Here is a 15,979-nt window from a genome sequence, read left to right on the forward strand (position 1 = left end):
AATTAATAATAGAAAAATGAGGTAGTGATGATTAAGCTAATCGGAATCGATTTAGATGGTACTTTATTGGATGATAAAAAGACAATTTCAGATCGTAATTTTCAAGCAATCGCACAAGCTAAAGCTAAAGGGGTTAAGGTAGTGATTACAACCGGTCGTCCCTTAAAAGCGATTGAGCATCTGTTAGAAGCGCTTGATTTATATGATGATGAAGATTTTAGCATTACTTTTAATGGTGGCTTAGTTCAAAAAAATCAAACAGGTGATATTTTAGCTAAAACACCGATGAAATTTGAGCAGCTAGAAGTGCTAAATAATTTAACAAAGGCGTTAGGTATTCCGCTTGATGTAATCAGTGATGGTACTGTCTACCAAATTCAAGGCAATCATCAATCATGGTATCAGCGCGCTAATCCAATTTTAAGCTTTACCCCAATTACTTTTGAACAGCTAGACCAAAATTTAGTATACAATAAAGCAATTTCAGCCTATGATGCTAAAATTTTAGATCAAAGTATTGCAAAAATTTCAGATTTTTATTACGAGCATTTTGAGATTATTAAATCAAGAGATATTTTACTTGAATTTATGCCTAAGGACGTAACGAAGGCAAGCGGCTTAGCTCAGCTAGCAGATTTACTGAACATCAAGCAAGATGAAGTGATGACAATTGGTGATGAAGAGAATGATTTATCAATGATTGAATGGGCTGGCTTGGGCGTTGCAATGGGCAACGCGGTTGAACTGATTCGCTCGGCAAGTAATGTAACAACTTTAGATAATAACCACGATGGTGTTGCCTTGGCAATTGAAAAATATGTTTTATGACTGCAATTAGAGGAGTACAATAATGGGATTATTTGATAAATTAAAAAAAGCTTTTACTAAACCGGATGACTATGTTGCGCCGCTAGATTCTACCGAAGCACCGCTTAGTGAAGCTCATTCTGAGGTTGAGGTAACTGAAAAGAACGCGGCCGAGCTTGATTTACCGCTTGACGAGGTTACTGAGGGTGAACAGGAGGGCGTTATCGATGACGAGGCTGCTGAAGAAGCGAGTGATGAAACAACAATAACTTTGAGTGAGCCTAAATCGGCTGATTTAGATACTAAGCAGGCTGAGATAGTCATTGAAGCGCAGGCTTCTGCTTCGTTAGTGCCTGAAACGAAATCGATTATTCAAGAAAAATACGAGAAGGGGCTCAAAAAGACACGAAAAACCTTCGGAGAGCGCCTAAATGAATTATTTGCCAATTTTCGTAGTGTTGATGAGGATTTCTTTGAAGAGCTTGAAGAAGCCTTGATTGGCGCCGACGTCGGTTTTGAAGTCTCATTAAAGATTTCTGAAGCTCTACGTCAGGAAGTTAAGCTAAAAAATGCTAAAAATAAAGCACAAATTCGCAATACGATTATTGAGAAAATGGTTTCTCTTTATGAGGCAGATGGTATTGATGAAAATAATGATTTAAATCTGCAATCTGGCTTAACAGTTATGCTCTTTGTTGGTGTTAATGGTGTGGGCAAAACAACGTCAATTGGCAAATTAGCGCATACCTTTAAACAGCAAGGTAAAAAGGTGATGCTAGCCGCAGCAGATACTTTTCGTGCCGGCGCCATTAATCAATTAGTTGAATGGGGTAATCGGGCTGATGTTGAGGTTGTCCGTGGTCCAGAGGGGGGGGATCCTGCCGCAGTAGTTTTTGACGCTATTGAGAGCGCTAAGGCTGAACAGGTGGATATTCTATTAATTGATACTGCTGGACGTTTACAAAATAAGGTTAACCTCATGAAAGAGCTGGAAAAAATTAATCGCGTAATTCAACGTGAGTTGCCAGATGCGCCTCATGAAACGCTTTTAGTTTTAGATGCCACAACTGGACAAAATGCGATTGAGCAAGCGAAGCAATTTAAAGAGGTCACTGGTTTGACTGGACTAGTATTATCTAAATTAGACGGTACAGCAAAGGGTGGGATTGTCTTAGCGATTCGTAGCTCGCTTCATTTACCTGTTAAGTTAGTTGGACTAGGTGAAGGTATTAATGATTTAGAAGCCTTTAATCCAGAAAACTTTATTATTGGGTTATTTAAAGATTTATTGGTTGTTGAATAATAAAAAAACATTATTGATAAGCTAAAAAGTTATCAATAATGTTTTTTATTTTTAATCGATTTTTGGTAGGACACAAACAGCTTCAGGCACAAAAATATCTTTTTGTAGAAGCTCAAGTAGACCGGTGTGTGAGTCACGTGCAAATAAGGTAACATTATCACTATCTTGGTTTGCAACGATGAGATAGGCTTCATCTGTACTAAAGTTAAAATCACGTGGGATTCGACCCTCAGTACTGACATATTCTACTAAGCTGAGCTTGCCTACAGCATCCGTTTTGAAAATTGCAATTGAGTCGTGACCACGATTAGAGGCATAAACATATTTGCCATCACTAGAAATACGAATGGCCGCACCACCATTAAAATCAGTATGTTCAGCAGGAATTGTACTAATTTTTTGGAAGAGCTCAAAATCACCATAGCCATCATAAATTAAAACCTCGATTGTTGAATCTAATTCGCAAAATAGATAAGCAATTTTCATATTAGGACTAAAAACGAGATGGCGAGGGCCTGCTCCAGCAGTCGCATGGTAATTACCAATTTTTATTAATTTATTATTTTGAATATCATAAGTTGTCACATTATCAGTACCTAGATCGCATGAAACTAAGTATTTATCTGGTGTCAAATCAGTGAAATGGACATGAGGCGCCGCTTGATTCTCGTGTGGTCCACTACCTTGGTGGCGGACCTTATCTACCAAATTAAGACTGCCGTCACCTTGTCTTTGATAAACTAGTATTTCACCCTTATGATAATTAGCGCCATAGACTAGGTCTCGCTTTTCATCAACAGCTAGATAGCATAGTGGCGCACCATCTTCAACAACATGATTGATTAGATTAAAGCTAGCATCGTAGGCCGCAATACCACCCTTTTTGTCAATTGAGCCAACGGTATAAAGATGGTTACTTGAATCAAAGGCAAGATAGGTTGGACTTGGTTCCTTAACGATCAATTCTAAATTTTCAAGCTGATTTGTTTCTGTATTTAGTTCGAGACTGTAAATCCCCTCACTCACACGTCTTGTATAAGTTCCAAAAAATATTTTTTCGCTCATTAATGTTTCATTCCCTTCACACACTTAATACACAAATATTCAAAATACAACATAGCATAAAATCCTTAAAAATTAAAATAAAAAGGCTTACAATTATTAATTATTAATTATTTCAGTTTGCTGTCTAAATACATAATTAAGAAATGTTTAGATAGTAGCTGATTAATTATACATTATTATTTTTATGATATAATTAAAGGCGTTATGGGAGGCGTTTATGATAAAAAAAAATATTAATGAAAACAGTACAAAATCTAATAAAACTTGGTTTTATCGTTTGATTTTTGATAGTAAGGCAGTTACTAGTCTATTTATCATTCTTTTATTTCTTTTGATTATTTTAGTATTAACAAAAGTAGCTTATATTTTTCAACCAATTGGTCAATTTTTGACTGTAATTGGTTTACCTGTCATTATGGCTGCTGTATTTTATTATTTACTGAAACCAATTGTTGATTTTGCAGATAAAAAGGGTGTACCGCGAATGGTTTCAACAATTGTCCTTTTTATTGTTTTGGTCGCATTAATGGCATGGGGCTTAATTGTACTAATTCCAAATATTGAAAAGCAAATTACAAGCTTCATGAATAATGTGCCGAATTATGTCAATATTATTGATGAAAAAGTTCAGGATTTCTTAACGAATCCAATGTATGACTCATTGCGTCCACAGGTTGATGAATTTACGAATAATATCAATCAAAAAATTGTTGAATATGCCAAGGATTTTTCAACCAATGCCTTTGTTGGTGTAAGCTCCTTTGTTGGCAAAATTACGAGTGTTTTAGTTGGTATCATTACGATGCCCTTTATCCTGTATTATCTTCTAACAGATGGTGAAAAGCTAGTGCCCTATGTTGTTAGCTTCTTACCAGTCAAATGGCGTAAGCAAACAGCTACAGTTTTAAAAGAGGTTGATTCTCAAATTTCTTCATACATCAGAGGACAGATTATCGTTGCAATTTGTGTTGCTATTTTATTTATTATTGGCTTTAATATCATAGGTTTAGATTATGCGATTACATTAGGTATTGTCGCTGGTATATTAAATATGATTCCTTATCTGGGTTCATTTTTAGCAATGGTGCCCGCAATTATTTTAGGGATTGTGGCAGGACCTGTGATGCTAGTCAAGGTAATTGTTGTTTTTGTGATTGAACAGACGTTAGAGGGTCGTGTTATTTCACCACAGGTATTGGGTTCACAGCTTAAAATTCATCCAATAACGATTATTTTCGTATTGCTAACCAGTGGCAAATTATTTGGTGTGTTAGGTGTCATCATCGGTATTCCGGTTTACGCTTCGGCCAAAGTAGTTATTTCACATTTCTTCAATTGGTATCGAAATATTTCTGGCTTGTATGAAAATGAGCACGATGAGGTAAATGATGAAGGCTAATCATCAGTCAGTCAATTTTTACTATGGCGAAACAATCTATCAGCGTCTTTTTGAGCTTCAAGATCAAGCAGTTTTAATATATAGTGAATTGTCGATTTATGAGCAATTTCAGACGAAGCTTGATAGTAGCTTGAAGGCTGAGTGGCTGCTGGCAGCAGAATCGCTTGATGATTGGACGCTTTTAAAAGAATTGAGTGTTTGGTTAGCGTCAAGAAATTGTCGATACCTATTAATCATTGGTAATCAAAAAGTGATGAATATTGGCTTATTTGTGGCTGCTAATACTGATTTAGAGGCAGTTTACCTTTTCCCAACAGAATTTGAAATGCTTAATCACTTGACAATGGGGGTAGGGCAAATTTTTGAGGGCTATCATCCAGTGTTGAAAGGGCACGCTCAAGTGACTTGGACGTCCTTTGATTTTACCTTTTTTGAACAAGGCTCACCGGATATTTTAGAGGTCTTTGAAACATTGGTTGAATACTATTATTTTCAGGAAGATAAAAATTTAAATTTTTTATATTTGGATTTCAGAGGTCGTGAATTGATTAATCATCATAACCTTTATCCATTTGCCTCAGAAGTTGCTTTTTTTTCGGATTATCCAGAGGACTATTTTCGTTTGAAACGTTTTTTGCTGGAATATTTTAGTCGTGTGATGTCAGTAAAGGATATTAAAATGACTGCTTTTTTACTTTATCTATTCTTATCGCAGAAATACTATCAGACGGAGCTTAAGCTAGATAATTTAGTAAAATGGCTTACTTATTTAGGGTATCGTCTTGAGATGCCAGATAATTTGAGCTTAACACGCTTAATTGATCAGTTAAGCGTGGCATTTAATAATCAAATTGAACTTTGGTCAATGACTGATGGGCAATCAAAACTGATTAGAATTGAAAAGCTAGAAATGTTAACGATTTTTAATCAGTATAAAGAGTTAGTTCAAGGAGTAATCGATGAATAGTCAAAAGGTGATTGATGAGATTTTAAAACAGGATTTAGCTTCAGCTGAAATTAGCTTAGAATTAGCATTGCAGGCTGATTCAATTGATTCAATTGAAGAATTGGGAGATGCCCTAATGCGTTTAGGTTTTATTCAATGGGCGCAGCGCGTGTATGAAAAAATCCTAGAAATTGATAGTAAAAATAGTCATGTTAAGCTATCCTTGGCAGAAATTGCCATTGAGGACGGACAGTCAGAAAAGGCACTTGACTATTTACTGGCTGTCCCTGAGACAGATGAGGCGTATGCCACAGCGCTGATGCTACAAGCGGATTTATATCAGGCGGAAGGACTGTTAGATGTTGCCGAATTAAAAATAGCTGCTGCGGTCAAATTGACCGATGAGCCATTAGTTAAATTGGGCTTGGCAGAAATTTTATTTGAAGCAGGCAAGTTTTCACAAGCGATTAAAAATTATGCTACCTTAGATGCAACCGAAATATTAGAAGAAACAAGGATTTCCATCTTTGAGCGAATCGGTACTTGTTATGCTTACTTGGGCAAATATGAACACGCCATTTCTTTTTTTGAAAAGGCGCTCGAGATTGAGATGACTGGTCAGTCCTTATGGGAATTAGCAAATCTATATTATTCGCTTGCCGAATATGATAAGGCAAATATTTATTTTAATCAATTAGCGATGTTTGAACCAGATTTTGAGGACTATCAATACTTGTACGCTAAATCCTTAATGGCTGAGGAGCTATTGCCAGAAGCGGCGGCAGTTATCAAGGATGGTCTCAGTAGAAATCAGTACCAGCCAAAATTGTTGCATTTGGCCTCTGAAAATAGCTATCGTTTACATCAATTTGATTTAGCTGAGAGCTATTTATGGGAAGCATTAAAGCTACCTGAATTAAATGACGAAACTGTTCGACGTTTAGCAAATTTATTAATTGAACGCAATCAATTTGCGACTGTCAAACAGCTATTGACAGAAAATCGAAAAATTAATGAGCTAGATTCAATCAGTCTTTGGAATTTAGCAAAGGCCTATCAAGGCTTAGATGAGATTTCTTCTGCTGTGGAAATTTATCAATTAGCGAGTGAAGCCTTGCAGGCTGATCCAGAATTTTTAAAGGACTATGCGCTTTTCGCTAGAGAAAATGCCCTCTCTCTTCTAAAGCCACTTCAGCTGCTTGAGGCATATTTAGAAAATTATCCAAACGATAGTGCGATGTTTGATTTATTTTCAAGCTTTAATGACTAATTATAATTTTAAAGAGGTGATTAAATGATTCGAGAACAATTACTTGAGGTTAGACGAGAGTTTAACTTTCATAAGCGTGAAATTTATTTTATTATTGATTATTTAATTGATCACCCAGCAATTTTAGAGCATGCTATGCCAGCTAGTGAAAATTTAACAAAACCATATCTCTTGATTCAAGAGGCACTACCACAGATTGTTTATGAGAATGAGCAAGAGAGGATAGTTGAAGATATTCGAATGATTTGGCGTTTACAAAAACATTTTAATCAGCCTTTTGATTTGGTAATTGTCAATGAAGCCTATCAACAAATGCAGGAAAAGACTTTGAATCATTTAATGCAAGAGATTAATCAGGCAATCGATCAGCAAGACGAGCGGTTATTTAATGAACTTACAGAAAAAATTCACAAACTTATTTGATAAATACGTTTAATCACAAGGCTCTATATATTTTAAGCAATATATTTCACAAAATAAAATAACAGTGTTATGATAATAGCTATAAGAAAGTCCCGCATCGCTCTAAGGATTCATGTAAATGAATTCACCTAGTAGTTTGGTGCGGGTTAAAATCGCCTAAAAATGCGAAGGCGAATAGTGAAATGACTAAATATTAAGGGTGGAAAAAATGGCTGAAGAATATTTTACTGGTGCGGATTTGATTGTAGAAAGCTTAGTTAATCACCATGTTGACTATGTTTTTGGAATTCCAGGGGCTAAAATAGATCGTGTTTTTGATAGTTTGTCTGATAAGGGACCTGAGTTAATTGTGGCGCGCCACGAGCAAAATGCTGCTTTTATGGCACAAGGAATTGGGAGAATTACTGGTGTACCTGGTGTTGTCATTGCAACCAGTGGTCCAGGAGCATCAAATTTGGCAACTGGCTTAGTAACAGCAACCGCTGAAGGTGATCCAGTCGTCGCAATTGGTGGTCAGGTCAAACGAAGTGATTTATTAAAGCGGACACACCAAAGTATGAATAATGCTGCTCTATTTGAACCAATCACTAAATATTCTGTCGAGGTTCAGGATGGCGAGATTCTTTCAGAAATTATTGCCAATGCATTTAGGCAGGCGAAATCAGGCAAATCGGGTGCAAGTTTTATATCAGTACCGCAGGACGTAGTTGACTCAAATGTTACTAAAAAGGCAATTCAGCCATTAAATGATCCCAAATTGGGTTCGGCATCAATTCCAGATATTAACTATTTAGCACAGGCGATTCGCAATGCCCAATTACCAGTTTTATTATTAGGTAATGGTGCTTCTAGTGCGCGTGTTACAAAAGCAATTCGCAGTCTATTGACTCATGTCAGCTTGCCTGTTGTGGAAACATTCCAAGGTGCTGGCATTGTTTCTCGTAAATTAGAGCATACCTTCTTTGGTAGAGTTGGTCTTTTCCGCAATCAGCCGGGTGATATGCTTTTGAAGCGTGCTGATTTAGTCGTCGCAATTGGTTATGATCCAATTGAATACGAAGCACGAAACTGGAACGCTGAAATCGATGCAAGAGTCATTGTGATTGATAATACGCCTGCCGAGATAGATACCTATTTCCAACCTGAAAGGGAGCTAATTGGTGACATCGCTGAAACGCTAGAAAGTTTGCTACCAGCAGTGCATGGCTATCGTTTGTCGGAGTCATCCATTGAATATTTAGATGGTTTGCGCGAAAAATTACAGGCATCAGATGATTTGCCAGCTTCCAAAGAAGGTCTATTGCACCCTTTAGAAGTGATTCAGGCTTTACAGAATAATGTCACAGATGAGATGACGGTAACAGTTGATGTGGGCTCACACTACATCTGGATGGCTCGAAATTTCAGAAGCTATGAGCCGCGTCATTTATTATTTTCTAATGGGATGCAAACCTTGGGTGTTGCTTTACCTTGGGCAATATCAGCTAGTCTTGTTCGACCAAATACCAAGATAATTTCTGTTTCAGGCGACGGTGGCTTCTTATTTTCCTCACAGGAGCTTGAAACTGCCGTCCGCTTAAATTTACCAATTATTCACCTAATTTGGAATGATGGTCATTATAATATGGTAGAATTTCAAGAGGAGATGAAATATGGTCGAAGTAGTGGCGTTGATTTCGGACCAGTTGATTTTGTGAAATATGCAGAAAGCTTTGGCGCCAAAGGCTACCGTGTTTCTAATGCTTCTGAGCTAGCAACCACTTTTAAGAAGGCGCTGACTGAGAGTGGTCCAGTAATTATTGATATTCCTATTGACTATAAAGACAATATTAAGTTAGGGCAAACGATTTTACCAGACGAATTTTACTAATGGCAAAGAATGAGAGGGATGTACTGTGACACAGGTTGTTAAATTATTTCAGCATAATACACTAGGTGCATTGATGGCGGGCCTTTATGAGGGCTCAATTACGATAGGTGAATTATTAAAGCATGGTGATTTGGGGATTGGGACACTAGACGATCTTGATGGGGAGTTGGTTGTTTTAGATGGTAAGGCATATCAAGCGCGCCAAGATAAAAAAATAATCGAATTGGATGATGACGTGCGGATTCCTTATGGTGCAGTTGTGCCACATCAGGCAGAGGTTGTTTTTCGCCAAAGATATGAGGTGACTGACGAAGAGCTTAAAAAAAGAATGGAATCCTACTACGATGGTGAAAATTTATTCCGTTCAGTTAAAATACATGGTCTTTTCAAGCGTGTTCATGTCAGAATGGTACCTAAACAGACACGTCCATACGATAAATCCTTTGCAGAAGTGGCAGCTAATCAACCAGAATATATTGAAGAGCATGTTTATGGTACGATTGTTGGTATTTGGACACCAGAAATGTTTCATGGCGTATCGGTTGCAGGCTATCATTTACATTTTATCAGCGATGATCATACGTTTGGTGGTCATGTGATTGATTTTATTATCACTGAGGGTGTGATTGAGGTTGGTGCTGTTGACCAGCTAGACCAGCATTTTCCAGTTCAGGATCGTAAATATTTATTTGCAAAGCTAGACATGGAAACATTAAAGGATGATATTTCAAAAAGTGAATAATTTTACAGAATTATCTTTTAAAACAAACAGAATGTTGTGAATCGTGTTATAATATTATTAAATGAAATAGCTAGTGTTTACTGGCTATTTTTTCATCGTTTAGTTATTTTAAAAAGGAGGTGTTTCAAATGGCAAGAAGATTGACTGAAGAAGAGCTAGAGCAGATTAAAGGCTCTGTCGATTTGGTTGAATTGATTGGTCAAGATATCGCCTTAACTAAGCGTGGCAAAAATTATTTAGGGCTATGCCCCTTCCATAATGAAAAAACACCTTCGTTTAATGTCAGTCCTGACAAGCAGTTTTTCCATTGCTTTGGCTGTGGCAAATCAGGAACAGTTTTTAATTATTTAATGTTTCAGAAAAATATTGACTTTATGTCAGCAGTTAAGGAAATTGCTGAAATTGGGAATGTCAAAATTGATGGACTTGAAGAAGAAAGAACATTTGAAAAGCCGCACCAGCGACTTTATGATATCCATCATGAAGCAGCAACCTTTTTTCACCATCTTTTAGTCAATACAGAATATGGTAGAGAACCCTTGGCGTATTTAAAAGAACGAGGTATCGATGAGCAAATTATTGAACATTTTAAGATTGGCTTGAGTCCTAAGGGACAGGAAAGCTTATTACATAAATTATTAATTGGCAAGGGCTATCAGGAAAATGAGCTCGTTGAATCAGGACTGTTTGTCCGAAATGAGCAAGGTAATCTCCGAGCAACTTTTTTCAATCGAATTATTTTTCCATTAACTGATGAGTATAATCATGTCATTGCTTTCTCAGGTCGGACAATGGATGCCCATCATCCAGCTAAATATTTAAATTCGCCTCAAACCAAGCTCTTTAATAAAAGTCATGAGCTGTTTCATTTGGCAGAAGCGAAACCGGTCATTCGTAAAACCAAAGAGGTTTTTGTGATGGAAGGTTTTATGGATGTGATTGCAGCCTATCGTGTTGGTATTTTAAATACTGTTGCTTCAATGGGAACTAGCTTAACAGGCGATCATCTTGATCGATTATCAAAATTGTCCAAAAAAATTATTTTTGCCTTTGATGGCGATTCGGCAGGCCAGAATGCAATCTATAAGGCTTTACAATTAGTTAATCAAGCGATTCAAACTGAGGTTGTTATTTTTCCAGAAAAATTAGATCCAGATGATTATTTAAAAAAATATGGTAATGAAGCCTTAGAAAATTTAATGCAGCATGCTCGTAGCTCGCAGGTAAGCTTCCTGATTGATTTTACAAAATCACAATATAATTTATCAAATGAAGCAGAGCAGCTTGACTTTGTTCAAAAAATGTTACCAGTGATTAGTAAGGTTAAGAGTATCGTTGCCCAAGATGTTTACCTAACACAGCTGACTAAGCTTGCACCTTTAGTTTCTAAAGAAGCTTTAATTCAAGAATTAAGTCAAAGACAGCCTCTAAATAATAATGGAATTGTTCCAAAGCCACAGCAAAGGCAACAAACGGGACAAAAAAATTTAATTCGATTATCACAACTGGAGCATGCTGAGCGCCAATTATTAGCAAGAGCGATTGAAAAACCAGCTGTTTTGCAGGAATTAATTGATAATCAAAAATTTAATTTTAAGCATCCAATCTATCAAAAAATATATGTTCAAATTATCGCATATTTTTTGAGACATGATATAATAAAGGTTACAGATATTTTGGCATCGCTAGAAAATGAAGAACGTTCTGTTCTATTTGAAATTAGCAGTCTAGAGCTTGATGATGAAATAACTGATGGAGAAATCAAAGATTTAGTTGCAATAATTGAAAAGCAATCCCTAGTAGATCAGCTGAATGACCTAATTCAGCGTCAAAGAGAGGCGAAGGTGAATGGCAATTTTGAAGCAGAGCTAAATTTAGGTTTAGAAATCATTCAACTACAGCAAGAAATTCAGAAATAAAGAGGAGTAAAATATGCCAAACACACAAAAGGATGTAACAACATTTGATGTTGCCGTTGCGGATTATATTAGAGCCAATAAGGCGAACGGACAAGTGGTAATTGATGATTTAACAGATAAGCTTGTCACTCCTTTTACTTTAGATGCAACTGGAATGGAAAAATTATACCAAAAGGTTCAGGATGCTGGCATTAGCATCGTAGACAAAGAAGGTAATCCGAGCGCAGAGGTCTTAAAGCTAGACGAAGCAAATGAGAAAAAAGCCAATGTTGAGGATCTGTCTGCCCCGACAGGCGTCAAGATTAACGATCCAGTAAGGATGTATTTAAAAGAAATTGGACGTGTCCCATTGTTAAATGGTGATGAAGAAGTAGAGCTTGCAATTGCAATCACAGAGGGTGATGAAATCGCTAAGCAAAGATTGGCTGAGGCCAACTTACGTCTGGTAGTTAGTATTGCAAAACGCTATGTTGGGCGTGGCATGATGTTTCTTGATTTAATCCAAGAAGGCAATATGGGCTTAATGAAAGCCGTTGAAAAATTTGATCATACCAAGGGCTTTAAATTTTCTACCTATGCAACCTGGTGGATTCGTCAAGCAATCACGCGTGCGATTGCTGACCAAGCAAGAACAATTCGTATTCCAGTACATATGGTTGAAACGATCAATAAATTAATTCGGATTCAACGCCAATTATTGCAAGACTTAGGACGCGAACCTACGCCAGAAGAGATTGGTGAAGAGATGGATTTGCCAGTTGAAAAAGTGCGAGAAATTTTAAAAATCGCACAAGAGCCTGTTTCACTAGAAACACCAATTGGTGAAGAGGATGATTCACACTTAGGTGATTTTATTGAGGATGATAATGCAACGAGTCCAGCTGATCATGCGACCTATCAAATGTTAAAGGAACAGCTCGAAGAAGTTTTAGATACCCTAACAGATCGGGAAGAAAACGTACTTCGTCTACGCTTTGGCTTAGACGATGGTCGAACACGCACGCTCGAAGAGGTTGGTAAAGTCTTTAATGTAACACGTGAACGGATTCGTCAAATCGAGGCGAAGGCCTTACGCAAATTAAGACACCCTAGTCGTTCAAAACAATTAAAGGATTTTCTCGAATAATTTTATCATCATAGCTAGCTATCCGAGTGGTAGCTAGCTTTTTTTCTGCTCAATTATTATTACGTAAAAATGCTTCAAAAAGTGTAATAGGTTTATAAAATTTATCCATATAAAATTGAGTGACAGACTTGATTTATAAGTAAGTTGACATCGCAAATCTGCTAATAAAATGGTATAATATTAATTATGTGAAACCGTTTAAGGAGGAATCATTTTGTCTGAAGATAAAAAAACGCAAAAGGAATTAGCTCAGGAATATAATGCGAGTCAGATTCAGGTTCTGGAAGGACTTGAGGCTGTTAGAATGCGTCCCGGGATGTATATTGGTTCGACGAGTAGTGAGGGGTTACATCACCTTGTTTGGGAAATTGTGGATAATTCAATTGATGAGGCATTGGCAGGCTTTGCAACTCATATTGAAGTTTTTATTGAACCAGACAATTCAATCACAGTTGTTGATGATGGTCGTGGAATTCCAGTCGATATTCAAGAAAAAACGGGTCGTCCAGCGGTTGAAACTGTCTTTACTGTTTTGCATGCCGGTGGTAAATTTGGCGGTGGCGGCTATAAGGTATCTGGTGGTCTGCATGGTGTTGGTTCATCGGTCGTTAATGCTTTATCAACAAGCCTGAAAGTTAATGTTTACAAGGATGGTACAGAGTATTATCAAGAATATCGCCGTGGTATCGTGGTAGATGATTTAAAGACAATTGGTAAGACTGAAAAGCATGGCACGAAGGTTCAATTTGTACCCGATACAGAAATTTTTACTGAAACAACGACTTTTGATTTTGATAAGCTGGCTAAACGGGTGAGAGAGCTTGCCTTTTTAAACCGAGGCCTTCGCATTTCAATCACTGATTTACGTGAGGAAACGGCTAAGGAACTTCATTACCATTATGAAGGTGGGATTCAAAGCTACGTTGAATTTATCAATGAAAAGAAAACAGTTCTCTTTGAGCCAGCCATTTATACAGACGGTGAAATGGAAGATATCATTGTTGAAGTTGCGATGCAGTATACGAATGATTATCATAATACTGTTTTGAGTTTTGCAAATAACATCAATACGCATGAAGGTGGTACGCACGAACAAGGCTTTCGGACGGCATTAACTCGTGTCATTAATGATTACGCCAAGAAGAATAAAATCCTTAAGGAAAACGAAGAAAATTTAACAGGTGATGACGTTAGAGAGGGCTTGACGGCAGTTATTTCAGTTAAGCATCCTAATCCACAGTTTGAGGGACAAACCAAAACCAAGCTTGGTAACTCAGAGGTTGTCAGGATCACTAACCGCTTGTTTAGCGATGCTTTTACCAAATTTTTATTGGAAAATCCAAAAACAGCACGTAAAATTGTTGAAAAGGGTATTTTAGCAAGTAAAGCTCGGATTGCTGCTAAAAAAGCACGTGAGGTGACACGTAAAAAATCAGGTCTTGAGATTTCTAATTTACCCGGTAAATTAGCGGATTGCTCAAGCAATGATCCATCACAAACGGAACTATTTGTCGTCGAAGGCGATTCGGCGGGAGGGTCTGCCAAATCAGGTCGTAATCGGGAATTTCAGGCAATCCTGCCGATTCGCGGTAAAATTTTAAATGTCGAAAAGGCAACCATGGATAAAATTTTAGCGAACGAAGAAATTAGATCGCTCTTTACGGCAATGGGCACTGGCTTTGGCGCTGATTTTGATGTTTCAAAGGCACGTTACCATAAATTAGTCATCATGACAGATGCCGATGTTGATGGTGCGCATATCCGAACACTCTTACTCACCCTCTTTTATCGCTATATGAGACCGCTTGTTGAAGCAGGCTACGTTTACATTGCACAACCACCAATTTATGGTGTAAAGCAAGGTAAAAATATTACTTATATTCAGCCAGGTGATAAGCAAGAGGAAGCATTGAAAGAAGTTTTAAGTTCATTAGCAAATAATCCCAAGCCAACGGTACAACGATATAAAGGACTTGGTGAGATGGATGATCATCAGCTCTGGGATACAACAATGGATCCTGAGCATCGGACAATGGCAAGAGTGCACGTAGAAGACGCGAAGGAAGCAAATGATATCTTTGAAATGTTGATGGGGGATCGGGTCGAACCACGACGAGACTTTATTGAGGCTAACGCGAAATATTCAACAATTGATATTTAGTTAAATCAAAAAACTTTTAAAAGACTAATAGCTTTTAAAAGTTTTTTGATATTATTTATATTTTTCTTCTAATTTACTCATCCACAGGCCAAGCCAAGTACCAAGGCCAAAAAAGATTAGGCTAATAATGACAGTAATTGGTGTTGCTCCTGAATAAGAGATACTTTCCGAGCCAGCAGGATTCGGAATTAAGATTAGTAATGTCGATGCAATCACTAGGCCAATAATGAAGTGATAGACTCTGGAATGCTGCGTGTTTAGTAAATATTCCATCGCTTTAGAAAAGATCAGCATTGCTGCTAAGCCACCAATCGCAATTGGTAAGAAGACACCAAGTAAATCAAAATTTTTGAAGCCAATGAGCATCGGGGAATACAGCCCTAGGATTAATAATAAATTGGACGGACTTAGGCCGGGGACTAATACACCAAGTGCAATTAAAGCACCAGCTAAGATAAAGGTCCCAAAGTTAGCAGGAATCGTACCGAAAATTTTAGGTAAGAAATATAAGAACAAGCCACCGATAATTAAAGTGCCAACTAACCAAGTAATATCAATACCATCACGTTTCTTTTTTTGCTCGGATTCTTTAAACAGGGCAGGCAGTGTTCCAATGATAGCACCCGCAAATGCCCAAAGTACAATAATCTGAAAATGTTTTAGTAAATATTCAAGTGGTGCTGATAATAAACCAATCCCAACAACCCCACCAATGCCGACAGGTAGAAAATAAAGTATATTTTCCTTGAAATTCTTCGATAGATGGGCCATAAAGCTGAGCATTCTTTCGTATAGACCGAAAATTGCTGCTAATACCCCACCAGAAACACCCGGTAAAATAAAGCCTAAACCTATGACAGCACCTTTAATAAAGCGTAGAAACCAATCATTTTTTTTCGCCAAAATAAACTCCTTTAATCAAAATTATCCCTCATGCCTCGAAAAGCA

At 37.3% G+C, this 15,979-nt stretch carries 13 protein-coding genes; 11 read left to right on the forward strand and 2 right to left on the reverse strand.

All coding sequences use genetic code 11. From position 1 onward, the window contains the following. Window positions 1-27 precede the first annotated feature (27 nt). Window positions 28-828, forward strand: a complete 801-nt coding sequence (locus HOY35_RS01935; RefSeq protein WP_172210327.1) for a Cof-type HAD-IIB family hydrolase — start codon at window positions 28-30, stop codon at window positions 826-828. A gap of 22 nt (window positions 829-850) precedes the next feature. Continuing rightward, window positions 851-2,110 carry a signal recognition particle-docking protein FtsY gene (gene ftsY, locus HOY35_RS01940; RefSeq protein ID WP_172210328.1) on the forward strand — a complete coding sequence of 420 codons (1,260 nt, stop codon included), beginning with the start codon at window positions 851-853 and terminating at the stop codon, window positions 2,108-2,110. Between the two features lie 51 nt (window positions 2,111-2,161). Here the strand turns inward: ftsY and HOY35_RS01945 are convergent, their stop codons facing one another. Further along, window positions 2,162-3,175 carry a lactonase family protein gene (locus tag HOY35_RS01945; RefSeq protein ID WP_172210329.1) on the reverse strand — a complete coding sequence of 338 codons (1,014 nt, stop codon included), beginning with the start codon at window positions 3,173-3,175 and terminating at the stop codon, window positions 2,162-2,164. 217 nt (window positions 3,176-3,392) lie between these two features. Between HOY35_RS01945 and HOY35_RS01950 the strand changes: the two genes are divergently transcribed. The 9 genes from HOY35_RS01950 (at window position 3,393) to gyrB (ending at window position 15,031) form a co-directional block, all read left to right on the forward strand. After that, window positions 3,393-4,574, forward strand: a complete 1,182-nt coding sequence (locus HOY35_RS01950; protein ID WP_172210330.1) for an AI-2E family transporter — start codon at window positions 3,393-3,395, stop codon at window positions 4,572-4,574. Continuing rightward, window positions 4,564-5,541, forward strand: coding sequence for a hypothetical protein (locus HOY35_RS01955; RefSeq protein WP_172210331.1), 978 nt, complete (start codon window positions 4,564-4,566; stop codon window positions 5,539-5,541). Before HOY35_RS01950 ends, HOY35_RS01955 begins: the two co-directional genes overlap by 11 nt. Continuing rightward, window positions 5,534-6,790: a tetratricopeptide repeat protein gene (locus tag HOY35_RS01960; RefSeq protein ID WP_172210332.1), complete on the forward strand. Its 1,257-nt coding sequence runs from the start codon at window positions 5,534-5,536 to the stop codon at window positions 6,788-6,790. The genes HOY35_RS01955 and HOY35_RS01960 overlap by 8 nt, the downstream gene beginning before the upstream one ends. 24 nt (window positions 6,791-6,814) lie before the next feature. Next, entirely contained in the window at window positions 6,815-7,213 is a 399-nt protein-coding gene (locus tag HOY35_RS01965; protein WP_172210333.1) for an IDEAL domain-containing protein, read from the forward strand. A gap of 208 nt (window positions 7,214-7,421) precedes the next feature. Further along, on the forward strand, window positions 7,422-9,083 hold the full coding sequence (gene alsS, locus HOY35_RS01970; RefSeq protein WP_172210334.1) for an acetolactate synthase AlsS: 1,662 nt from the start codon (window positions 7,422-7,424) through the stop codon (window positions 9,081-9,083). 25 nt (window positions 9,084-9,108) lie between these two features. Next, on the forward strand, window positions 9,109-9,825 hold the full coding sequence (gene budA / locus HOY35_RS01975) for an acetolactate decarboxylase (RefSeq protein ID WP_172210335.1): 717 nt from the start codon (window positions 9,109-9,111) through the stop codon (window positions 9,823-9,825). A 128-nt stretch (window positions 9,826-9,953) separates the two neighbouring features. Next, a complete protein-coding gene (dnaG, locus tag HOY35_RS01980; RefSeq protein WP_172210336.1) occupies window positions 9,954-11,744 on the forward strand; it encodes a DNA primase in 1,791 nt (596 codons plus the stop codon). 13 nt (window positions 11,745-11,757) lie between these two features. Further along, window positions 11,758-12,870, forward strand: a complete 1,113-nt coding sequence (rpoD, locus tag HOY35_RS01985) for an RNA polymerase sigma factor RpoD (protein ID WP_172210337.1) — start codon at window positions 11,758-11,760, stop codon at window positions 12,868-12,870. Between the two features lie 214 nt (window positions 12,871-13,084). Continuing rightward, window positions 13,085-15,031, forward strand: a complete 1,947-nt coding sequence (gyrB, locus tag HOY35_RS01990) for a DNA topoisomerase (ATP-hydrolyzing) subunit B (RefSeq protein WP_172210338.1) — start codon at window positions 13,085-13,087, stop codon at window positions 15,029-15,031. 51 nt (window positions 15,032-15,082) lie between these two features. Here the strand turns inward: gyrB and HOY35_RS01995 are convergent, their stop codons facing one another. Continuing rightward, window positions 15,083-15,937, reverse strand: coding sequence for a DUF368 domain-containing protein (locus HOY35_RS01995; protein ID WP_172210545.1), 855 nt, complete (start codon window positions 15,935-15,937; stop codon window positions 15,083-15,085). Window positions 15,938-15,979: the final 42 nt, after the last annotated feature.

This window comes from Enterococcus sp. MMGLQ5-1, assembly GCF_013155265.1.
Classification (GTDB): Bacteria; Bacillota; Bacilli; order Lactobacillales; family Streptococcaceae; genus MMGLQ5-1.

Bases quoted from the DNA above. Each gene is read 5' to 3' on its own strand.
- alsS (WP_172210334.1), top strand. From the start codon at position 7,422: ATGGCTGAAGAATATTTTACTGGTGCGGATTTGATTGTAGAAAGCTTA.
- HOY35_RS01960 (WP_172210332.1), top strand. From the start codon at position 5,534: ATGAATAGTCAAAAGGTGATTGATGAGATTTTAAAACAGGATTTAGCT.
- HOY35_RS01935 (WP_172210327.1), top strand. From the start codon at position 28: ATGATTAAGCTAATCGGAATCGATTTAGATGGTACTTTATTGGATGAT.
- HOY35_RS01945 (WP_172210329.1), bottom strand. From the start codon at position 3,175: ATGAGCGAAAAAATATTTTTTGGAACTTATACAAGACGTGTGAGTGAG.
- HOY35_RS01955 (WP_172210331.1), top strand. From the start codon at position 4,564: ATGAAGGCTAATCATCAGTCAGTCAATTTTTACTATGGCGAAACAATC.
- HOY35_RS01965 (WP_172210333.1), top strand. From the start codon at position 6,815: ATGATTCGAGAACAATTACTTGAGGTTAGACGAGAGTTTAACTTTCAT.
- ftsY (WP_172210328.1), top strand. From the start codon at position 851: ATGGGATTATTTGATAAATTAAAAAAAGCTTTTACTAAACCGGATGAC.
- dnaG (WP_172210336.1), top strand. From the start codon at position 9,954: ATGGCAAGAAGATTGACTGAAGAAGAGCTAGAGCAGATTAAAGGCTCT.
- rpoD (WP_172210337.1), top strand. From the start codon at position 11,758: ATGCCAAACACACAAAAGGATGTAACAACATTTGATGTTGCCGTTGCG.
- HOY35_RS01950 (WP_172210330.1), top strand. From the start codon at position 3,393: ATGATAAAAAAAAATATTAATGAAAACAGTACAAAATCTAATAAAACT.